This is a genomic window from Hydrogenophaga sp. (assembly GCF_030656115.1).
In the GTDB taxonomy this organism is placed as follows: Bacteria; Pseudomonadota; Gammaproteobacteria; order Burkholderiales; family Burkholderiaceae_C; genus Hydrogenophaga.
In genome coordinates this window covers 47,452-67,874 of sequence record NZ_JAUSOO010000036.1, presented here as the reverse complement: position 1 = coordinate 67,874, position 20,423 = coordinate 47,452, and the positions used below count along the sequence as shown (strand labels likewise).

At 64.9% G+C, this 20,423-nt stretch carries 16 protein-coding genes; 6 read left to right on the top strand and 10 right to left on the bottom strand.

Going from position 1 to position 20,423, the window contains the following annotated elements; translation table 11 throughout:
• A partial coding sequence (locus Q7J58_RS04425; protein ID WP_336623471.1) for an ABC transporter substrate-binding protein occupies positions 1-304 on the top strand: 304 nt, incomplete at its 5' end.
• Between the two features lie 189 nt (positions 305-493).
• On the opposite strand, the gene Q7J58_RS04420 is transcribed toward Q7J58_RS04425, so the two are convergent.
• Positions 494-1,009: a tetratricopeptide repeat protein gene (locus Q7J58_RS04420; protein ID WP_304823986.1), complete on the bottom strand. Its 516-nt coding sequence runs from the start codon at positions 1,007-1,009 to the stop codon at positions 494-496.
• Between the two features lie 249 nt (positions 1,010-1,258).
• Complete coding sequence (locus Q7J58_RS04415; protein ID WP_304823982.1) at positions 1,259-2,278, bottom strand: diguanylate cyclase; 1,020 nt, start codon at positions 2,276-2,278, stop codon at positions 1,259-1,261.
• Between the two features lie 608 nt (positions 2,279-2,886).
• Here Q7J58_RS04415 and Q7J58_RS04410 point away from each other — a divergent pair.
• Positions 2,887-3,945, top strand: coding sequence for a glycosyl hydrolase (locus Q7J58_RS04410; RefSeq protein ID WP_304823979.1), 1,059 nt, complete (start codon positions 2,887-2,889; stop codon positions 3,943-3,945).
• A 45-nt stretch (positions 3,946-3,990) separates the two neighbouring features.
• Complete coding sequence (locus Q7J58_RS04405; RefSeq protein ID WP_304823976.1) at positions 3,991-4,383, top strand: DUF2784 domain-containing protein; 393 nt, start codon at positions 3,991-3,993, stop codon at positions 4,381-4,383.
• 27 nt (positions 4,384-4,410) lie between these two features.
• On the opposite strand, the gene Q7J58_RS04400 is transcribed toward Q7J58_RS04405, so the two are convergent.
• Genes Q7J58_RS04400 through Q7J58_RS04370 form a run of 7 tightly spaced genes read right to left on the bottom strand, consistent with a single transcriptional unit; the run spans position 4,411 to position 17,791 of the window.
• Positions 4,411-5,556, bottom strand: a complete 1,146-nt coding sequence (locus tag Q7J58_RS04400) for a glutaredoxin family protein (RefSeq protein WP_304823974.1) — start codon at positions 5,554-5,556, stop codon at positions 4,411-4,413.
• A gap of 57 nt (positions 5,557-5,613) precedes the next feature.
• Positions 5,614-7,731, bottom strand: a complete 2,118-nt coding sequence (locus Q7J58_RS04395; protein ID WP_304823971.1) for a hypothetical protein — start codon at positions 7,729-7,731, stop codon at positions 5,614-5,616.
• Positions 7,732-7,733: 2 nt separating this feature from the next.
• Complete coding sequence (locus Q7J58_RS04390) at positions 7,734-8,879, bottom strand: VWA domain-containing protein (RefSeq protein WP_304823968.1); 1,146 nt, start codon at positions 8,877-8,879, stop codon at positions 7,734-7,736.
• An 8-nt stretch (positions 8,880-8,887) separates the two neighbouring features.
• Positions 8,888-11,092: a DUF4132 domain-containing protein gene (locus Q7J58_RS04385; protein ID WP_304823966.1), complete on the bottom strand. Its 2,205-nt coding sequence runs from the start codon at positions 11,090-11,092 to the stop codon at positions 8,888-8,890.
• 51 nt (positions 11,093-11,143) lie between these two features.
• The gene (locus Q7J58_RS04380; protein WP_304823963.1) at positions 11,144-14,170 is read right to left on the bottom strand and encodes a DUF4132 domain-containing protein; all 3,027 of its coding nucleotides are present in this window, start codon (positions 14,168-14,170) and stop codon (positions 11,144-11,146) included.
• Positions 14,167-16,686, bottom strand: coding sequence for a DUF5682 family protein (locus Q7J58_RS04375; protein ID WP_304823960.1), 2,520 nt, complete (start codon positions 16,684-16,686; stop codon positions 14,167-14,169). Before Q7J58_RS04375 ends, Q7J58_RS04380 begins: the two co-directional genes overlap by 4 nt.
• The gene (locus tag Q7J58_RS04370) at positions 16,658-17,791 is read right to left on the bottom strand and encodes an AAA family ATPase (protein ID WP_304823957.1); all 1,134 of its coding nucleotides are present in this window, start codon (positions 17,789-17,791) and stop codon (positions 16,658-16,660) included. Before Q7J58_RS04370 ends, Q7J58_RS04375 begins: the two co-directional genes overlap by 29 nt.
• 218 nt (positions 17,792-18,009) lie before the next feature.
• Between Q7J58_RS04370 and Q7J58_RS04365 the strand changes: the two genes are divergently transcribed.
• From Q7J58_RS04365 to Q7J58_RS04355, 3 genes are all read left to right on the top strand, one after another.
• Positions 18,010-18,270: a hypothetical protein gene (locus Q7J58_RS04365; protein ID WP_304823955.1), complete on the top strand. Its 261-nt coding sequence runs from the start codon at positions 18,010-18,012 to the stop codon at positions 18,268-18,270.
• A 9-nt stretch (positions 18,271-18,279) separates the two neighbouring features.
• On the top strand, positions 18,280-18,963 hold the full coding sequence (locus Q7J58_RS04360) for an AraC family transcriptional regulator (protein ID WP_304823952.1): 684 nt from the start codon (positions 18,280-18,282) through the stop codon (positions 18,961-18,963).
• Between the two features lie 132 nt (positions 18,964-19,095).
• Positions 19,096-19,836 (top strand): alpha/beta hydrolase, encoded by a 741-nt coding sequence (locus Q7J58_RS04355; protein ID WP_304823949.1) that lies wholly within the window; start codon positions 19,096-19,098, stop codon positions 19,834-19,836.
• A gap of 64 nt (positions 19,837-19,900) precedes the next feature.
• Here the strand turns inward: Q7J58_RS04355 and Q7J58_RS04350 are convergent, their stop codons facing one another.
• Positions 19,901-20,383, bottom strand: a complete 483-nt coding sequence (locus Q7J58_RS04350) for a thioesterase family protein (RefSeq protein ID WP_304823946.1) — start codon at positions 20,381-20,383, stop codon at positions 19,901-19,903.
• Between the last annotated feature and the right edge of the window lie 40 nt (positions 20,384-20,423).

Below are 20,423 nucleotides of genomic sequence, written 5' to 3'. Positions count from 1 at the left end.
ACAACCCATCAGCTTCTGGGCCAACAAGTACAAGACCAAGTTCAACGAAGACCCGGCCGTTTTCTCGGTCTTCGGCTACACCCTCGTCGATGGGTTCCTGCGCGCCGCCGGCAAGGCCGGCCCGAACCTGAGCACCGACAGCTTCATCAAGGCCATGGACACCATGACCATTCCACCGGATATTTTCGGCAGCGCCGAAATGACCTTCAGCCCCACCAAACGCCTGGGCAGCAACGCCACCCGTCTGTCACAGCTGCAAGACAACCGCTGGAAAGTGGTGTCTGAGTACTTCAAGGTCAACTAAAACCGGCCCTGACCTGCACTTTGAACAGGCGAAAACCGCATCCCCACCCACCGCGTTCTCCGCGTGCACCGCCCAACGGCAGTGCCTGCCTGTTCACAACGACACAACGAGAAACGGTAGTTGGACAGGCACGAGGCGCGCCTGTCGCGCATTCACCCCAAAGATGAACATGCTCGCGGGCACGCCGACCTACTTGTTCTTGGCCTTGTACTGCGCAATCGCTTGGGCCAGATCCTGGTATTCCTCACAGGTGGTATTGCCACAAATGCGCTTGAGCTTGGCCAGATGCTCTTCGGCTTTGGCGGGGTTGTTGTCCATCAGATACGCCTCGCCGATGTATTCGTTCGCGCCCCGGTGCTCGGGGTCAAACTTGAGGGCGAGGCGGTAGTTCTCAAACGCGCGCGACAAATCGGGCGTGGCCTGTTTGCGGTAGGCATAGCCCAGCAGGTTGTGCAACTCCGGGTTGCCCGGGTGCACTTGCACGGCTTCGGTGAGCACGGCAATGGCCCCCTTCCAGTCTTGGGCCTGGATCGCCTCGCGCGCCAGGGTGATGCGTTCCTTGTGCACGGTCCTGGGCGCCGGCTGCTTGGCTGCGGCGGGCGCGGGCGGTTCCGGCGTGTCGGCGGTGAAGGCGGCGCCGGGCAGCGCCAGCGCCAGCGCGATCAGCGCGGCGAAAAGCGGTTTGTGTTCAGAAAAGGTGTGCATATGTCGTTAAGAGGCAAGCCTGCGGTGGGTGGTCGCCCATTGTGCACGGGTCACCGTTGTTGCGTCACGGACGGTCAAGCCCGTGGTGGCAAGCTGCCGACAACAGAGGCAGGACCTACGCAAAACCGCCAGGGCCAGGCGCAAAGCCACAGACAGTCAACCGGTACGACAAGGTTTTGCAACAACGCCATGGCGGTTGTGCACAAGTCCGGTGAATGAACCTGGTCGCCCAGGGCATGCGGTTGGCCATCACTGCGGAGGTCCATCCGGGGTGGTGCAAGTCCGGTTTCTACCGCTTTCCTTGGCCAAATAAAGCCCCCGATCCGCACGCTCTATGAGCGTCGTGATGCTGTCTCCCTGGATGAATTCGGCAACACCGATGCTGACGGTTCGGGATTCGCCAATGCCAAAGTCTGCGGCCTCTGTGTTCAACCGAATGTCCTCGGCCAGGGTCCGTGCGTCGGCCAAGGTGCTGCCGTGGCAAACGACCAGGAATTCCTCTCCACCCCAGCGCCCCGCAAGATCGGATTTGCGCAGCCGTGCACGGATCAGCTCCGCGAACTGAATGAGAAAACGGTCGCCTTGCTGATGGCCAAAACGATCATTGATGCTTTTGAAATGGTCGATGTCCAGCATCAGCACGGCAAAGGATGACTGGTATCGCTCGGCGCGCTCCATGTCAATGCCAAGCTGTTCGTCCAGCATGCGGCGGTTGTAGAGTCCGGTGAGTGGGTCGGTCACCGCCATTTGTCTGTGGTGTGACAGGGCCGCATTCAGTTGTTCGGTGCGTTCGTCTACCAGCCGACTCAGGACGGCGTTGCGTTCTTCCAGCTCCTTGACCGGGTAGGATTCGTGGTCATCATGTTCCGTGGTCGGCAGGGAAATATGCAGATGCACGATGCGCCAGCCATTGCCTTGGTGGCAAAGCACGACTGTCATCCGCAGGTCGTGCAAGGTGAGCCGCTGCCGGGCAATGGTGGTCGCGATGTCCATCGACGAGACCACCAGGCCACAGTCCGACGCGAGCGGGCGAATGTCAAGATGATTGATCTGGTACCGGACTGTTTCTGGCGCGTCCGCGAGGTCTCGCGCAAACAGCTCCTGCAGCGTCATGTCGCCAAAGGTGGATTCGGTGCGGCTGGTTCCAAAGCCCGTCACCGAAGGATCCAGCAGGGTATCGACAACCGTTTTGTCCCGACGGATGAAATGGGCCTCCAGAAAGGCTTCGAATGCAGCTTGCAATTGGGCGGTGATCGTCGGGGCAGTCATGTGAATGGTTCGACATCGGCCCGAAGGGGGCTAAAAAACAAGGTCCTCACCGCCCAAAAGGCTGGGAGATCAGGGTACGGAACCATGCGCCGGGTGCCCACCAATGAATGCTACCCGTTGCCTCGTGCCAGGGCAAAGATTGTTTGCAAGGCGGCCAGAACGGATTGGTGTGCTCAGGTCGCACTGCGGGGGGCTGAGAAGCTGAGCCCCGCATGCTGATTGAAAGGACTTGAAATGGCCATTTCGCCTGACATCCGTCGTGGGGTCAGAACCCAATACTGTTCGTAAACGTAAACTATTTCCAATTAAATCAACAATTTAAGACTGAAATAAATCCTGGGCAGCGCGCTGACCGAACCGTATTGGGGCTAGGTGCAAAGCCGCAGACAGTACGCAGGTGCGACAAGGCCAAGCAACAACGCCATGGCGGTTTTGCGTGGGTCCTGAGGGGTTTGAAACACGGTATTCTCCAAAATACCCAGGACACCAGCAAAAGAACCCCGCGCAGACGCTTCGTCAAAGCGCCTTTGGGTCATGCACAGTGACCCCCGCAAATGGCTATATTCAGAAGCTCACTCCGTGGCGCCCGCTTACTCCAGCATCCCATCGTGAAGAAAAAACACCTTTTCGCAAGCATCTCCCTGGCGTTTGGCCTGATCTTTGTGTTTTGGCTCACAAGCTGCGCTACGCCGGGCCACGGCGAGGGACAAACCCCGCGCGCCATGAGGCAGTTTGTCTACAGCCCTTACCTGTACATCAATTTACCGCCGCAAATGGCTGCGCCCACCTTCATGGGCAGTCTGCTGGATCGGGTCCGGTCGCTGATCGGCCTGCCGGGGGGCGATTTCCCGGAAGGCGTCAAAGCGCTGACCCTCGCCTTTGCCACCGGCGAATGCGGTAAAGAACGCTGGGACGACCTGAGCGCCCAGCAAATGGTGGATGCCCATCTTAAAAAGCTCCAGCGGGCCAAAATCGATTACGTGATTTCCACCGGCGGTGCCGACGGTGCGTTTACCTGCAGCAGTGAGCAGGGCATGGAAAAGTTCATTGCCCACTACGAGAGCCCGCAGTTATTGGGGTTTGACTTTGACATCGAGGCGGGCCAGTCCGAAGAAGTCATCACCCAATTGGTCCAACAAATTCACGGCGCCACACAACGCCACCCGCACCTGCGCATGAGTTTCACGTTGGCGACGGCATCCTCCACCGAACCGGACCGGCCCACCCTCAACGCCGATGGCGCCACGGTCATGAAGGCCATCGGGCTTGTGGGTTTGAAAAACCATTTCATCAACCTGATGGTCATGAACTTTGGCGAAGCCACGCCCGACAACTGCGTGGTGGATGGCGATCGCTGCGCCATGGCGGCCTCAGCCATGGCGGTGGCCCGAAACTTTGCCAAAGAGTATGGGGTGCCCCTGCAACAGATCGAATTGACACCCATGATCGGCGTGAACGACCTGAAGGAAAACGTTTTTACCCTCAGCGACGCCCAGCAACTCACCCGCTACGTCCATGACAACGGCCTGGGCGGGCTGCATTTCTGGTCGCTGAACCGGGACGGCATGTGCCCACCCGGGTCGGAGGTGGTGTCGCCGTCGTGTCACAGCTTGCCCGGTTTAAGCAACCTGGCTTTCACCCACGCCTTTGCGGCACCGGTTCGCTAGAACCCCTGGGCCGGTTCGGCGCCGTCCTGGATCAGAATCGGCGCCATGAACCCCGCCACGGCGGCCCTGCTGGCCGACGCCCTGCTGACCCTGCACACCGCCCTGGTGCTGTTCGTGGTGGGGCTGCTGCCGCTGGTGCTCGTCGGCGGTGCGCTGGGCTGGCGCTGGGTGCACCACCTCGGTCTGCGCGCCACCCATCTGGGCCTGATGCTCTTCATCACCGCCCAAACCTGGCTCGGCCAACTCTGCCCGCTGTCCGTGTGGGAACAAGACCTGCGCCGCCTGGCCGGGCAAGGCGGCTACACCGAAAGCTTCATCGAACATTGGCTGGCGCGCCTGCTGTATTGGGACGCGCCCTGGTGGGTGTTTGTGGCGGCCTACACCGGGTTTGCGGTGCTGGTGGCGGGGGCTTGGTGGTGGGTGCGGCCCAGGCGGTGAAGCCTGTGCAAACAGACTCGCCGCCTCTCACACCAGCCACTCCGGCCTGAGCAGCAACACCAGCCCCAGTGCCAGCATCACCACGCCGCTGAGCAGCTTCAGTCCGCGCCCGGCGCGCTCGGTGAGCTTGCCTCGGTTGAGCGCCAGCACGGCCAGCGTGACCATCAGCGTGTCGTCGGCGATGTAGCCCACGATGTACAGAGCCAGGTAAGCCAGGTGCGCGGTCGGGCCCAGTTGCTGCTGCGCCAGCACCGCGGTGTAAATGGCAGGCAGGCCTGCGGTGCACAACAATTCGACCAGGTTCACCACCACCGCCAGCGCCGCCACGCCCAGCAGCGACGCGGCCAGCGCCTGGGTCTGCAGCACGCCATGCATGCGCGCCACCAAGCCGGGTTTGGCGCCTTCGGGAATGCTGAAGCTGAAGCCACGGCCGAGCGCGAAGAAGTCCTTCACGTTGAACGCACCGATGAGCAGCGCCACGCCCGCCAACAGCAGCCGCACCGGCTGCGACAGACCCACCGCCAGAAACACGTTCAGCCACGCCGCCATGAACGCAAAGTAAACGGCGCCGCTGACGAAGACAAAGGTGCCCGCGATGAGCACGATGCGCCGCCGGTCGTTCTGCCGCACCAGCATGGCCAGCAGGAAGAGCAGCACCCACATCGCGCAGGGGTTGAAACCGTCCAGCAGACCCAGCGCCAGGGTGAACAGCGGCAGCCCCAGGCGCTGTGCGCTGAGCCTGCCGAAGAGCGCGCTGTCAACCGTCTGCTTCTGCACCTGCGTACCGGTGTCGATGAGCCGAAGCACCTCCTGCCCGGTGGTCGATGCGCTCTCGAAGCCCACGATCAGCTGCCCAGCGGCCAGAAAGGCGGGCACGCCCGGGGGCCAGACACCATGGGCTTGCGACAGCGCGCTCAACGCGTCGCGAGCCGCCGGATCGGTGTCAACGCTGCGGTAGACGATTTGCAGTTCGGGCTGCTGGCGCTGCACACCGTCGAGGAACGTCTTCGCGTCGGCGCAGTAGGGACAGCCGTCGCGCACGAACACCTGCAGCACGGGCGACCCCGCAACCACTGGCGCAGGAGGCTCCGCAGCAAGCGCACCCAGCCAGAACCCAAACAGCCAGAGCGAAGCCAACCCAACCCTCAAAATGCGCGCAGCCAAGGTATTCATGCCTTTATTGGACACCGCCTGCACCCGTTGTGCGCTGCCTTATGTCAAGCGTTCGGCTCACGCCTGGGTCTCGCTCCTCAGGACGGCCAATGCGTCTTCGTGCAGTTGGCGCAAGCCCATGAGCCGGGCGAACTGGTCGGCCAGTGCTGCGCCACCTGAGCCTTGACTGGCGAAGGTGCTGACATGCCGGGCGGTGAGTGTCAGGGCCTGTGACAACGCGGTCAGGCCCAGTGCATGGAGCTGGGCGGCGGCGGTTGCCGCATCGGCCTGCCATGAGCCGGGCAACTGGGCGGCTCCGTGGTGCAGCACAGCGCCGCCCAGCGCACGCACCATGTCCAGCGCCGCCAGCAGCGGGTTGCGGGGAACCCGCTGGTGCAGCTGGCCCAGGGGCAGGCTGGCCAGTGCGTCGGGGCGGGTGTCTGAGGGGGCAAAGTCCAGCACCAGCAGCTCGTTGCACACCACGCTCCACGGCTCCAACAGAGGCAGGTCGTCCAGCCAGCGCAGCGTGCCACTGAGGTGGCGCACGGGGCCGTGGGCTCCGCTGGCAATGGCGGCCAGCAGTGCCAGCGCCTGGCGGTTGTGGGTCTCGTGGCTGCGGCGCACCAGCAGGGGCTCGCCGTCGGCATCGTAGGCCACGCATTGCACGGTTTGTTCGTAGGGGTCGTACAGCACATCGTCCACCCGGTGGGGGCTGAACACGGTGAAGGTGCGGGCGGCGCGTCTTTCTTGTGTCAGTCGGTGCGGGTGGAGGTTGCGCTCGTGCCGCAGATCGGCCACCCGCGTGTGCTTCAGTGGCATCGGCAGCGGGCTCCAGTCGCCCGACTGGGGCAGCAGGCTGTTGTGCGAGGTGCGGGTGCGTGACAGTTGCACCTGACCATCGGCCAGGCGCTTGGCCTGTTGCGCCAGCAGCTGGCCGCTGACCAAGGCCCGCATGGGCAGGCCGGGGGCCAGGCGTGTCTGTGCGCGCAGCGCGGCTTCGGCAGCCTCGCCCTGGTCGGCGGGCACTTGCCAAGGGTGCATCAGCACCATGCGGGTGCCGGTGTCCACATCGGCCAGCACCAGCCGGGTGAGGCGCTGTGGGCCGTCGCGCTCGGTGCGTGCGCCCAGGCACATCAGGCGCAGGCTGTCCAGGGCCACCTGACCGGGCTGGCCCACGCCCAAAATAGCTTTGGCCTGCCCGGCAGCGGCCCCTTGCTTCAGGCGCAGCACCAGCTCGGCGGCCAGGTCGGCCCCGGTTTCGATGGCGTAGCGGGCACTGCGGGCGGTGTAGGCGGTGACCCAGTTCCCCATGTCCAGCAGCGTCAGCTCCAGCCACTGCGCACCGCTGGCGCGGGCGGCGGTCTGGGCCACGCTCAAGGCCTGGGCGCTGGCCGCTGGGCCGTTGACCACGCCGTGTTGCAGCAAGGTGGCCAGCAGGGCCAGGTAGGGGGCACTGTCCAGGTGCAGGGCCGAGGCGGGTGTGCCCAGTTGCACCGCTGTGCTGGCCTGCGCCGGGGCATGGGCATCGGCCAGGCGAAATGCCCACACGCCCAAGGCCACATGCTCGCAGGCAGACTGGTGGATGCAATCGCAGCGTGCGGCCTCGATGGCCGAACCGGCCCAGAAACGCACCGTGGCCGCAGGCAGGCGGGCGGTGTCGCAGGGTTCGCCCGCCTGCCTGCGGCGAGTCTGGACCACCAGGCCCGCATCACGCACTTTGGCGGCGTGGGCCAACAGGTTGGGGGCCAGCAGGGCAGCCAGCAGGGCATCGCTGGCCTGACCGGGGGAAGGTGGATCTGGCTGCTGCGGCGGTGGTGCGGTGGTGCTGGTGTGCGGTGTGGTGGTGGGTGTCTCGGAGATCACACCGTCTCTGAACCGCAAGGCCGCAATGATGCGGTGGCGACACATGCTGGTGGCCACACAGTTGCACTGGGCTTGGGCAATCGGCCTGCCCGCTGGCCAGCGGGTGGTGATGCCATCAGGGAATTCAGCCACCAGGGTGGCATCGTCCAGCAGCGTCAGGCTGGGCTGGTAGCCCGCTGCGTACTCGCGCTGGGCGCGTTTGACCAACCCGGCGTTGGTGAGTTGGGTCAGGGCCTCGGGGGTGAGGTGGATCAAATCTGTGCGCACACTGGCATGCAGTGGAGAGCCAGGGGTGTGGTTGGCTGCGGGGGGCTGGTCGGCAGGCGGTGGCATGGTCATTGGATTTTTTCGGCCAGCCAGCCCGCCAGCTGGCCGGGGGTCATGGCTGCGATGTGGGCACCGGCTTCCACCAGCCGTGCGCCCAGCTGGCGGTCGTAGCTGGGGTTGGCCTGCTCGTCCAGCGCGGCCAGGCCCAGCACCTGGGTGCCTTGTGCAACCAGCGCACGCACATGCTCTGTCAGCACGTATTCGCTGCCGCCCTCGTAAAAGTCGCTGATGATGACAACGATGGCGCGTTTGGGCACCTCGATCTGGCTGGCGGCATAGTCCACGGCACGGCCAATGTCGGTGCCGCCGCCCAGCTGCACCTGCATGAGCGTTTCCACGGGGTCGTGGGCCTCGCGGGTCAGATCGACGATTTGGGTGTCAAAGGCAATGAGATGGGTCTGGATGCCTGGCAGGTTCCACAGGCAGGCGGCGGTGATGGCGGCATGGATCACGCTGCCCACCATGCTGCCGCTTTGATCCACCAGCAGCAGCACCTGCCACCGCTGCAAGTGCCGCCGCAGCTGGGTGTGAAACAAGGGGTGTGGCACCACCAGCTGTTGGCGCTGCACATCGTAGTGGCGCAGGTTGCGGCGCAGGGTTTCGCGGGCGGCAAACTGGCTGGATGCGCCTTGCCTGCCCAGCGTCTGGCGCTGGCGCGTGCCCGAGAAAGAACGCCGCAGCTCGTGCGCAAGCTTGTCCATCAGCTCGGCCACCACCTGGGCCACCAGTTGACGTGCCAGGGCCAGTACCGCCGGGTTCATCAGGTGCCGGGTGCGCATGACGGCGGCCAGCAGGGCTGGGTTGGGGGTGGCGCGGGCCAGCACGTCGGGGTTGGTGACGATTTCATCAATGCCGTAGCGTTCGATGGCATCGCGCTCCAGCCGCTCAATGGTTTCCCGGGGAAACAGCGTGTGTATCTGGTTGATCCACTCGGGCACGCTCAGGCGCGAGGCTTCGTGGCCACCGTGTCTGTCCAGCATGTCGGCGGGTTGCAGCCCATCGTCGCGGCCATACAGCCAGGCCAAAGCCCCGTCCATCGCAGAGGTGTGTGGGTGGGCAGCACCCAAGCCGGGCTGTAGGATGGGCTGTGCGGCCTCGCCCAGCAGCAAGCGCCAGCGTTGCGCCGGGGTCAGCTCGGGGATGGGTGCTGTCATGCCAGCCTTCAGGCGGTGGGCGGGGGCAGCAGGCTGAGGGTGCGCAGCACTTCGCTGCGCTGGCGGTCGGTGCAAGGGCCATGAAAACCGACTTCGCGCAGGTGCTGCACAGGGGTCGAGTTGGGCACGGCAACGCAAAAGCCCTCTTGCAAATCGACGGTTGCGCTGGCTCCCTCGCCCAGAGCCAGGCGCAGGCCGAACACGTCTGCGCCATCGCCCACGCGCGTCCAGTTTTTTTGCAGCAAACCCAGCAAGCTGCCCACGGCCACCGGTTGATCGAGTTGGCGGACGATGTGTGCAGGCTGGGTCAGCTCTTCGGGTGTGAGGCGCAAGACGGCACGGTGCAATTGTTCAAAGGGGGGCACGATGCGGTAGTCATCCCACACCTGCTGCCACACGGCCAGCTCTTCGGGTGTCATTTCCAGCGGATGGGCCAGGGTGATGCGGGTGTTGTCGGGCAGGGTCACCGGCTCGTCTTGTGCATTCAATGGGCTGAACTCTTCGGACAGGCGAAACAGCGTCACACCGCCCCCGTCGGGTGGGGTGTTGACCCACAACAGGCGCTGCCCCAGCAGGCGCAGCAACGGGTGCTGCATAAAGATGCGCTCGAAGTCGGACCGCGTCCAATCACGGGTGCCCATCATGGCCAGTTCCAGCCGGGCAATCTGTTCGCTGGCCAGGGTGCGGGCAGATTTTTTCAGGGCCTTCCAGCGGCGTACATCGTCCTCGGCTTGTTCACTGGTGGTGGGTTTGGGCAGGTCTTTGAGCCGGGTGCCCTTGGCATCGGTCACGTAGGGCAGCAGGCTTTCGTCAAAGTGCAGGGTGTAGTGGCGCTGGCCCAAGCTGAACTGCCAGTCCTGCGCCTCGGTCAGGCCCAGGGTGGGCACGAGCCGGTCGGTCAGTTGGTCTGGGCTGAGGCCCATGCCCTGTGCCGCGATCTGTATTTGCTGGCGTGCGGGGCCGCGCAGTGAGGGTTTGCCTTTTTCGGCAAAGCGCACCAGCGCACGCAGCGCCTCGTCCGATTGCTGGTAAATGCCCATGTCGGCAATCACTTGCAGGCCCAGCTTGGCGCGGCCAAAGGCTCCCTCGCTGGGCCAATCGGCGATATCGTCCTTCAATTCCTCCAACGTAGTGGTATCGCCCAGCCAGGCTTGGGCCAGAAGTATCCAGTTGTGCTCGGTGGGGTAGCGTGCCACCGCCCAGTCGAGGCACAGTTTCCGCCCCATTTCTGCCAGCGATGTGGGCGTGAAAGCGGGCAGCACCTGTGCCAGCCCACTGTAGGGTTGGCGGGGCTTGCACAGGGCCAGCATTTGCAACAGATGCTGTGTGGGTTCAGATGAAAGAGGCAGACCGCTCTCGCGCAGCACTGGCTTGGCCAATTTCTCTGTGTCGATGTAGTGCGGGACACCTGGCAGCTTGGTGGGTAGCTTCAACCAGGGTTGGGTGGCTTTTTCTTTGGCCGTGGGTTTGGTGGCGCGCAGCCAGGGGGGCTCGCGCAGCAAGGCTGGTGTATCGGGTGGCAGGTGGGCGGCTGGGGCGGCGTTGCCATGTGCACCGCCCTGGTCTGTGGCGGACCAGCTGGCCCAGTCGATGTCAGTGGTCAGCCTGTTCAGGCGATCCAGTTGGGCCTCGCTGCATGTTGGCCGCAGGTGCTCCAACCAGTCGGGGTGGGCGCGCAAATTGTTGACAACAAAAGTACCTGAATGGCGGGTTCGTTGATCCAGCAAGTACCGCAGCGTGTACAAGGGCCAGCGCGGTACACAGTTCAACAAAGCCTCTTGCATCATGGGTTCGTTGTCATAGATCATCAACAGATCAAGCAGCCGGGCATCGTGCCAATCCATCATGATGGCCAGCAGCTTGCGGGCCTTGCTGTATTCGGATTTGCGCAGCATCGGCTCATACGCCGATTCCATGCCGCTCAACAGTCCCCGGAATACATCGAAAGCAGCTTGGGGCTGGCAATGCAGCAGTTGAACCAGTTCAACGACTTCAAGGCGTTGGTCAAGGCGGGCAGCTCTGCGGAAGCTGGCGTAAAAATCGCGGTTTTGCTCCGGGGCTGTCATGCCCGCCTCGTCCGGTGCTGGGAGCTCCTGTGCTTGGGCCAATAGTTGGCGGTTGGCAGGTGACCAGTGAAACTGTCCGTCGGGCGTGGCATGGATGTCTGCTGTGCTGAGCGGCGGGGTCTGTGCAGTCGCTTTGGAGGATGTCATGGCAAGCTTGCTGTGTGGTGGGTGGGTCAGCGGTATCGGGGATATGGATATTCAGTGGGTATGCCAGGCCATTTTTTCCAGGTCGCGCAGCATTTCGGCCTGGGCGATGGGGGGCAACTCGGCCCAGCGGGGTGGGGCGGCTGTCGCGGTGGTGTTGCTGCTGGCGCTGCGGATCAGGTACAGGCCTCTCAGGGTGTGGCTCACATCGCCAGCGGGTGGCGGGCCGGCAATGAACCATTCGCCTTCTTCTATGCACAGCCTCGCCACCAGGCCGGGGGCCACGGGTTTGGCAAAGTGGTCAATCATGCCGCCGTCGCCCGCGTGGCGCTTCCAACCCCGGTTTTCCAGGCCCAGCAGGCTGCCTGTGCCCACAAGGCGGTCGGCGTAGCGCGGCAAATCGGCGCGGGTCAGCTCATCGGCTGTCAATGTGTGGAGCGGGCGGGCCAGTTGTTCAAAGGGTTGCGCAATGCCGTAGTCGGCCAGCAGCTGGCCCCAGGCATTGCGCACGTCTTCAAGCAACTCCAGCGGGTGGGGCAGTCCGAGGTGGCTGCCTTCGGGCAGCGTGTCCAGGTCAAAGGGCTCGTCTGCCACATCGACCAGCGTCAGGTCTTCGGCAATGCGCAGGCAGCCCAACAGCTGGCCCGATGCGTCAAACGCGGCCCACACCAGCCGCTGTGTCAGGGTGCGCAGCAGCGGGTGGCGCACAAAAAAGGGGATGAACTCGTTGGCCGTCCAGCGGCGCTGCTGGCACATGGCGTTTTCGAGGCGGGCGATCTGGGCGCTGGCCACGGTTTTGAGCTGTTTTTTAAAGTCTTTCCAGTCCGCTGCCGCGTCTTTGGCCTGTGTGGCACTGTCTTGCGCGTTGGGTTTGGGCAGGGTTTTGAGCGGGCGGCCTTCGGCATCGGCCAGCAGTGGGGTCAGGTCGGGGGTGAGGTGGGCCTGGAACTGGCGCGGCCCGAAATCCAGCACCAGCAGACCGCGCTCGTTCAGCCCCAGGGTGGGCACGGTGCGGTCGGTCAGTTGATCCATCGTCAGGTCGCGTTCGTTGGCCACGCGCTGGATGGCCTGGGTGGCGCGGTCGGTCAGGTCGCCAAACCGGGCCTGCTGGGCAAAGCTGTGGAGCAGCATGAGGGCGGTGTCGGTGCCGATCTCGGCCAGCATCTCCAGCCCTTCGTAGGCGCGGATGCGGTTGAGTCCCGCACGCCACTGGCGGATGCTCTGGGCCAGTGCGCGGGCGGTGGCATCGTTGCCCAGGCGGCCTTGCTGTTCAAAAATCCAGCGGTCTTTCGTGGGCGAGTCGTTGGCCTCCCATTGCTTGAACAGGGCCAGGGCAAACCGGCTGAGTGAATCGGGGGTGAGGGCCTGCTCGACCAGCCGCAGCCCCTCGTAGGGCAGACCACCTTTGGACAGCGCCATGCACATCAGCACCGCAGGCACCTGCGCCTGCGGCACGGCCTGGCCCGAGCCAGCCAGCAGCAGTGGCGGCAAGGCGTGCAGTGCCAGCCATTTGGGCTGGGCGGTGGGCAGCTTGTCGGGCAGCAGACATTCCAGCGGCACGGCCAGCAGCTGCGCCACAGCCTGCACAGCGGCGGGGCCGTGGCGGGCGGCCTGTGCGTCAATGGCCTGCCGGTGGCCGTTGCGGGCCAGCCAGTGCAGGTGATGGCGGGCATGTCCGTACTGGGCCGGGTCGGCACCGAAGGCCAGTGGAATCAGGGCCTGTGCCGCGCAGGCAGCGTACTGGTTGAGCCATTGCTGAACGTAGGCGCGGTGGTAGCGGCTTGGGTAGCCCACCTTGGACATCCAGGCGGCCAAGTCCACTGATTCCAGGACGTTCAGAAATGGCACCCAATTTTTTTGCAATTTATGCAGTGACTGCTGCAACAGTAGCTCGGTGAAAGCAGGCCCCAGGTGCCTGAAATGGTGAGCTAGGCTGGTGAACGCAGAGGAGAGATATCCATAGCTGTTGAAACCCCAGTCATCCGGGGTTCGTTGCGAGGCGGGGTGGATCCATTGCCGCAGTGTTGACATGGCCAGTCCGTCGCTCAACACGGCCAGGTAGCTCAGCCGGTCGGAACACCATTTTGTGGGGAAAGATTGCAAATCATCGGGTTGCAGGGCTTCGGCTGCCAGTACCGCGTCCAGCCGTTGCGGCGGCACACCCAGCAGAAACAGGGCTTTTTTCGGAATGGACCATGGGCAGTGCGGATTCTCCGTCGCCTGGGTTTGGGCAGATGCCTCTGGTGAGAGACTTTCGTTAAAGTTCTCGCAACGAAAATCAATCTCAACCACCTGTTTGGGTGTGCCGTGTGACGGTGTCAGTTGCCAGCGATCCCAATGCACCACGGCTTCGTCTGGCAAGGCTTGGAGTGCCAGCACTGGCAGCGGCGGCTGTGCTTTGCGGTTGGCCCAAGGGGGCTGGCGCAGGATGGGGGGCAGTTCGTCCGGGCTGGCATCGGGTATGCGCTCGGCGGGGGCGCTGAGCAGGCGCTCCAGCACCTTGCGCTCGGCGCTGCCCTGGGCATCGTCGGCAGGGGCCTGGGCCAACTGGGTTTGCAGCGCCGCCAGCCAGTCGGGGTGCTCGTCCACCAGTTTGAGCAGCACTTGTGCTGCGGCTTGGGTGCGGCTGGGGGCTTGAGCCAGCAGGCGGCGCAGGGTGTCCACGGGCCAGCGCCTGGAGCGGTCGATGACGGCAGCACGCACCGCTGGTTGGTCCACATGGCGCATCAGCAGGGCCTGTGCGGCATCGGTGTGGAAGGTGCACACCAGGCGCAGACAGATGGTGGAACTGATCCGTTCTTCCAGAAGGGGCAGCACCGCTTCGCCGTGCCAGTCGGCCAGCAGCACCCTGTACAGGTCGCTGTTGTAGGGGTACTTTGAAACCAGTGCGCCGTTGACTTCGGGCGTGTTGTTCGGCCCCAGCAATGCGTATGAATGGGTCGCGTGCTTGTGCATGTGCTGGAGGGCTGCTTCGGCCTCATTGCGCCTTGCGTTCAGCCAAGCGGAGGTGGCACGGCTGCCATCGGGGCGGGCCAGCAGGGGGTTGGCGGTGGTTTTTGGGTGGCGGACAGTAGTGGTCATGGTGGCAAGGGTTGCAGAGGTGACAGATGCGACGGATGTGGTGGTTCCAGCAGGCCGCAGGCTTGTGCCCAGGCCAGTGCCTGGGATTCGGTGCGGCGTGCATGTAAATACAGTGCCCCGCCTTGGGGCAGTTGTGTCAATTGGTTGCGTTCGGGGGCGGACAGACCCAGCAGGCCCGCCACCTGGGCGGCCATGTGGCCCCGCTCGCGCGGAGGAAACCAGGCAAAGGCTTCGCGCAGAGCGGGCAAAGCGGCAATGAAGTCTTGGTGGCTCATCTGTGCCAGGGTGTCGTGCAGGGCTTGAACCAGCTCGGGCTGGTCTTGTACCAGGGCGCGGGTCAGGGCAAACAGGCCAAACAGGTAGTCGCCCAGCTGGGTGCGCGGGGGAATGGCCCGCATCAGAGCCACCAGTTCGCCCGGTGCCAGGCCACCGTCTGGCGGGTAGCGGTGGGCTTGGGTGCAGGCCAACCCCGCAGCCGCACCGCGCAGCGCGGGTGGTGTGTGGGCCGAGCGGGCAAAGCGCAACAGGCAAGCCAGCGCGAAATCTGCATCGAAACCGGCCACGGGCTGGCTGGCACCCAGGCGCAGCAGGCCGCCGAGCGCGCGCACGGCGGCCACATCGGCATCCAGCGTGGCCCGGCTGTGGGGGCTGGCGGGCTGGGTGGCGGCAGCGGTGCCGGTACTGGTGTGGGGGTGGGTGTGCTGTGGCATGTCCAGGGCATCGAGCAGCCACAGCAGCCGCTCGCCCAGGGCTTGCAGGGTGGCCAGCAGCATGGGGCGGGTGTCTTGCCCCCAGAAGCCTGCGGTGGCCACATCCAGTAGCAGTTGTGCGGCGGTGGCCAGCTCGCCGTGGTGGTGGCTGGCCTGGATGCTGGCCGTCAGGGCGTGGGCCAGCGCATCGCCCAGGTCAAAAAAACCGGCGCGGATGGCCTCGGTCAGCCCTTGGGCCAGGTCGTTGGCAGAGGGTTGAGGGGGCCGGCTGGCTGACGGGTCGGGGGTGAGGCGTGCCAGCAGGCAGGCGCGGGCGGCGGCGGCCAGGGTGGAGCCGTGGGCGGCGGCTTCTATCAGGCTGGGCAGCCAGCGCGGGTGTTGCACCAGGTGCCAGTGTTCTTCGTAGGCCAGTGTCTGGTGCAGGTGCTGGGTGCCCGTGGGTACGCGCAGTTGCGTCAGGGTGATGCCTTCAATGCCCAGCAGCTTGAGCTGCCACAGGGTGTGTGCGGCTGGCAGGTCGGCAGGGTGGCGGCGGTCCAGCACCTTGGTCTGGGGGGTGGTGCTCAGGCTCAGGCCGCTGTCAGCCAGCCGCCGGGCCACATCGGCCACCAGCGGCGGCAGGGGCGTGTTGGGGGCCAGCTGGCCACTCCCTTCGCCGGTCAGGGCCAGCAGGGCTTCGCGCAGCACGGGGTGGTCTTGGGTGGTCAGCAGCCGGTGGCCACTCCAGGGGGCGGGGGCATCGAGGGCTTCTTTGACGAAGGCCGACTGCACGGCATCCAGAATGTCCACGCGAAGTGGCTCGGCATGCCCGCGCAAGCGAGCCAGACCGGTGAGGGTGGCTTCAAAGGCCACCCAGTCGGCGGTGCTCAGGGGCAGTTTTTTGGCCCGCAGCCGCTGCACGATGGCTTGCGTGGCCTGGCGTGCCGCTGGCCCGGCACCGCGTTGCATCAGCCACTGGTAATACTGCGGCGATTGCATGCCTGCGGCATAGCCCGCCAGGGCTTCGAGCTGGCGGTATTCGCAAGGCACCAGATACGCGCCTGCTGTGCCTACCTCGGGTGCGGCGGGGCTGGTGGGCTCCTGCGGCACATGGCGTGTGGGCCACAGGGCTTCGATGGCCCGCTTGTGCCAGCCGCCGCAGACCAGCAGCACCGGCTGCCCCGCAAAGTGCTGGCAGGCCCAGGCCAGCCACTGCGCCATGTGGTCTTCGCGGGCCGCATCGTCTGGCGTAGTGGGCTGTGCGGGGTCGCCGCGCAGATCATGGAAGTACACCGCCAGACGCTGCTCCAGCGCCTGGAAGGCGGCGGCATGGTCCAGCGCCTGCGACTCGAACAGGTGATCCCACAGCGCATGGTCGCCATCGCAAGCCAGCCGCTGGGCCAGTGCCTGGGTGAGGCGGGCATAGCGGTCTGGCGCTGCCAATGGGTGACGGGCCTGGGCAGGCAGGGTGCGGTACTGCCAGTGTGGCAAGTCCACAAAGCGCACCGTGGCTCCCTGGGCGTGGCCTTGCTTCAGGGCCACCCACTCGGGCGAATGGTCCACCAGCGGAAACCAGCATTGCGACACGCCTTGCTCGGTGTGGGCATAGCTGTAGAGCGCCAGCGGCAGGCGGTGCGGCAGCAGCAGCTCGGCCATGCGGGCGTTGAAATCGGCGGGGCCTTCAATCAGCACGGCGGCGGGTCTATCCTGGGTCAGCGCATGGGCCACCAGCCGGGCACAGGCCGGGCTGTGGTGGCGGATGCCAATGATGCGGGGCTGCACCACGGTTTCGCCGCGTTTACTGTGGCAGGGCGTGGCGGGCGGCATGGAAGGCCACCCAGTGTTCGCCAGTGCGCTTGGCTGCGCGGTGCTCGATGTAGCGGCGCAGTTTTTTGAGATCGTCTGCGTTGTCTTTGGCGGCGGTGCCGACCAGTGCCTCCACCAGATCGCTGGGCTGGCCGTTGTCGCCTCGCAGATAGTGGCCGCGCAGGGTGACGGCGTGCGCCACGCTGACGGCTTCGGCGGTGCTCAGCACGCTGCTGAGCCGGTCGGTGGCCCCGCCTTCCTGGTCCACGCCCTGGCGCAGATCCCGAAAGGTGGTGACCAGCACTTCCAGCAACGGTTCGTTGGGTGTGACGGGCACACCACCCTGTGCCAGCAGGCGCGTGACTTCGCTGTACACCAGCGCCAGCTCGCTGACGTGGTCGGCAATCGGCAGCACGGTCTCGAAGGCAAAGCGGCGCTTGAGTGCCGCCGACATTTCGTTGACCCCACGGTCGCGGGTGTTGGCCGTGGCAATCAGGTTGAAGCCGGGCTGGGCAAATACCGTGTCGTGGGCGGGCAGCTCGGGCACCGTGAGCAGGCGCTCGGAGAGCACCGACAGCAGCGCATCCTGCACCTCGGGCGGGCAGCGGGTGATTTCTTCAAACCGGGCAATTTGGCCGTTTTGCATGGCCCGCAGCAGGGGGGATGGCACCAAGGCCTGCACACTGGGGCCTTGGTTGAGCAGCAGGGCGTAGTTCCAGCCGTACCGAATGTGGTCCTCGGTGGTGGCGGCACTGCCTTGCACGGTGAGTGTGCTGGTGCCGCACACCGCTGCGGCCAGCAGCTCGCTCAGCAGGCTTTTGGCGGTGCCCGGCTCGCCCACCAGCAACAGCGCCCGCTGGGAGGCCAGCGTCACCAGCGACCGCTCGATCAGGCTGGGTGCGCACACCATCTTGCGCCGCAGGGTCTGGCCCGCCACGCTGCCACCCAGAATAAAGCTGCGCACCGCTGGCATTGACAGCTGCCAACCGGGTGGGCGGGTCAGGGTGTCGTGTACGGCCAGGTGCGCCAGTTCGTCGGCGTAGAGCTGCTCGGCTGGCAGGCGCTGCGCAGTGCGAGAGGCCGGGGCAAGGCGGGCTGGGTCAGCGGGACGTGAGCGAGTGGCCATGGTGAAGAGGGGGAGTCAACCGCATTACACCAAGTATCCCCTATAGGACATACGCAAAACCGCCATGGCGTTGTTGCAAGGCATTGCCGTCACCGCGTTGGTCCGAGGTCGTGCGGCACCACGGTCCACGATCACAAGGCCGCAAGGGCTCACTGCACAGGTCACCCATAGGGCAATTTCTATGGGCTGGTGGCCTGCCGTGTTGCACACTTCGCCCCATGCACGACACTGCCGCAGCCAGACCCCATCGCTGGAGCACCGACGACGTTGCGCCTGCGCAGCGGCTGGAATACTGGGTGGATGCGATTTCTGAGGGCTTTCTGGCCATAGATGCCACCAGCCCCGTGCGACAAGGGTTTCGTGGCGAACTGGTCTCGGCCTCGTTGGTCCCCATCGGCGTGAACCGTGTCACGGGTGACGCCCAGCAAGTCTGGCGTACGTTGCGTGGCATCGCCCGCAACCACGACAACTTCTGCTAGCTGGGCAATTTGGGCAGTCCCTGGCGCGTAGAGCAGGACGGCCGCCAAGCCTTGCTGGCTGCAGGCGATTTCACCCTGGTTGACTCCCGGCGTCCCTACCACTTTGATTTTCCCGAGGGTCCCAGCACCGTCTCCCTGGAACTTCCCCTGGAATGGGTGGCCCGCTGGCTCGCAGAGCCTGAAACCCATGTGGCCCGAGCCTTCCGAACATCCGAACCCGGTTGGGGCTGCGCACTGGCCGCCTTTGCCCGTCCGTGGGAGCCCAAAATAGCCTGCGCTCCGCCGCTGCCCGTCAATTTGCTCACCGACCAGTTGGGCAGCCTGCTTTCCCTGGCGTGCGGTGAAACGACGGTAGCCACCAACCACATGCCAAGCTTGGCTGAGCGCGTCGCACTGCAACTGCGCCAGCGCTTGGCAGAGCCCGGCCTCACGGCCACCGATGTGGCCACCTCGCTGGGTGTTTCAGTTCACACCTTGCACCGCGCCATGGCGGCAAACGGCCAGACCTTTGCCAACCAACTGATGGCCGAGCGCATGGCCCAGGCAAAACGCATGCTGCAGAGCACTGCCATGCGTCGGCTGACCACGGCCGAGGTTGGCCGTCGCGTGGGCCTCCTTGACCCCTCCCACTTTGTGCGCCTGTGCCGCCAGCATTTAGGCAACACACCGGCCGCGCTGCGCAAGGGGCCATGAGGCTGCGCAACGCGGCACGCAACGGCCATATCAACGGCACACAGCGGCCATCTACCCCAGTCCGTCTTGTTCAGAATGGGTTCACGCCAACAGCCCAATCCTGGGCGGGCGAAACCAAAGAAGGAGACACACATGAACACCACGACTCCCGGCACCTACGTGCTGGTTCACGGCACCTGGCACACCGGTGCGGAATTGGAGGCTGCAGCATCCCACCTGCGTGCTGTCGGACATACCGTACATTGCCCTACGCTGGCCGGCAACCGACCCGGTGACGACCGAGCTTGCACCGGCCTGGAAGATGCTGCGCAATCCCTGAAGACCTACATCGAAGAGCACAACCTGAATCAGGTGCGCTTGGTGGGCCACAGCGACGGCGGCATGGTTATTTCACGCGTGGCCGATCTGCTGCCCCAACGCATCGCGCGCCTGGTTTACGTCAACGCCTTTGTGCCGCAGCCTGGCGAACGCCTGAATGACTTGGTGCCACCACACTACGTTGCACTGTTCAACAGCATAGCCACGCAGACCGGCGGCGGCGTGATGTTGCCTTTCCCTGTCTGGCGCGAGGCCTTGATCAACGATGCCGACCTGGCTTTGGCCACCCGCGCATTCGAGCAACTCAACGTCCACCCTTACAAGACGTTTCAGGACCAGATCGTCCTGAGCCAACCGATGGCGGCCATGGCCGTGCCCAAGAGCTACGTCAATTGCCGCATGGACACCGCACTGCCCCACAGCCTTGGCTGGCATCCACGCCTCTCGGAGCGGCTGGGCCTGTTCCGCTACGCGGAGTGCAGCGGCAACCACGAAGTATGGTTCACCGATCCAGAAGCCATCGCTGCGGCCATCGAGCGGGCCGGCCGCGATTGAGCGCGATCGGTACCGCGTGTTGCCGGGCATGGAGCCATAGGTATGCAACGGGGAATCCGCCGCCTCACGACACGATATATGCCCCCGACCCGCAAGACAGCAATTTGCCATCAGGCCCCAGAAACTCCATGCGGGTGGAGGCCACGCGCGAGCCCAGGCGCATGACTTCGGCGCGCAACTCGAAGTGGCTGCCGATGCCGGGGCGCAGGTAGTCGATGCGCAGGTCGATGGTGCCGAGTTTGGCGAAGCGGTGCAGGCGCTGTTCGGGGGATTCGTCCATGTGGCGCGCGCCAATGGCGGCCATGCAGGCGAGGCCGCCCATGGCGTCGAGCCCGGCGCTGATGACGCCACCATGGATGCGGTTGTAGCTGTAGTGGCCCACCAGCTCGGGTTTCATGTCGATGCGGGCGGTGACGCGTTCGGGCTTGAGGCTGGTGATCTTGAGGCCGAGCACCTGGTTGAAGACGATTTTTTCTTCAAAAATGGTTTTCAGGCCGGCGATGAATTCGGGTTCGAATTCGGTGGGAATCGGGGGTTGGGTGCGCATCGATCTATTGTGGCCGATGCGCTGCGCATGCACCCGGTTG

Coding starts and splice junctions, on each gene's coding strand:
- Q7J58_RS04405 (WP_304823976.1), top strand. CDS start 3,991: ATGAACCCCGCCACGGCGGCCCTGCTGGCCGACGCCCTGCTGACCCTG.
- Q7J58_RS04375 (WP_304823960.1), bottom strand. CDS start 16,686: ATGCCGCCCGCCACGCCCTGCCACAGTAAACGCGGCGAAACCGTGGTG.
- Q7J58_RS04400 (WP_304823974.1), bottom strand. CDS start 5,556: ATGAATACCTTGGCTGCGCGCATTTTGAGGGTTGGGTTGGCTTCGCTC.
- Q7J58_RS04415 (WP_304823982.1), bottom strand. CDS start 2,278: ATGACTGCCCCGACGATCACCGCCCAATTGCAAGCTGCATTCGAAGCC.
- Q7J58_RS04385 (WP_304823966.1), bottom strand. CDS start 11,092: ATGACATCCTCCAAAGCGACTGCACAGACCCCGCCGCTCAGCACAGCA.
- Q7J58_RS04365 (WP_304823955.1), top strand. CDS start 18,010: ATGCACGACACTGCCGCAGCCAGACCCCATCGCTGGAGCACCGACGAC.
- Q7J58_RS04355 (WP_304823949.1), top strand. CDS start 19,096: ATGAACACCACGACTCCCGGCACCTACGTGCTGGTTCACGGCACCTGG.
- Q7J58_RS04395 (WP_304823971.1), bottom strand. CDS start 7,731: ATGCCACCGCCTGCCGACCAGCCCCCCGCAGCCAACCACACCCCTGGC.
- Q7J58_RS04350 (WP_304823946.1), bottom strand. CDS start 20,383: ATGCGCACCCAACCCCCGATTCCCACCGAATTCGAACCCGAATTCATC.
- Q7J58_RS04390 (WP_304823968.1), bottom strand. CDS start 8,879: ATGACAGCACCCATCCCCGAGCTGACCCCGGCGCAACGCTGGCGCTTG.
- Q7J58_RS04420 (WP_304823986.1), bottom strand. CDS start 1,009: ATGCACACCTTTTCTGAACACAAACCGCTTTTCGCCGCGCTGATCGCG.
- Q7J58_RS04370 (WP_304823957.1), bottom strand. CDS start 17,791: ATGGCCACTCGCTCACGTCCCGCTGACCCAGCCCGCCTTGCCCCGGCC.
- Q7J58_RS04380 (WP_304823963.1), bottom strand. CDS start 14,170: ATGACCACTACTGTCCGCCACCCAAAAACCACCGCCAACCCCCTGCTG.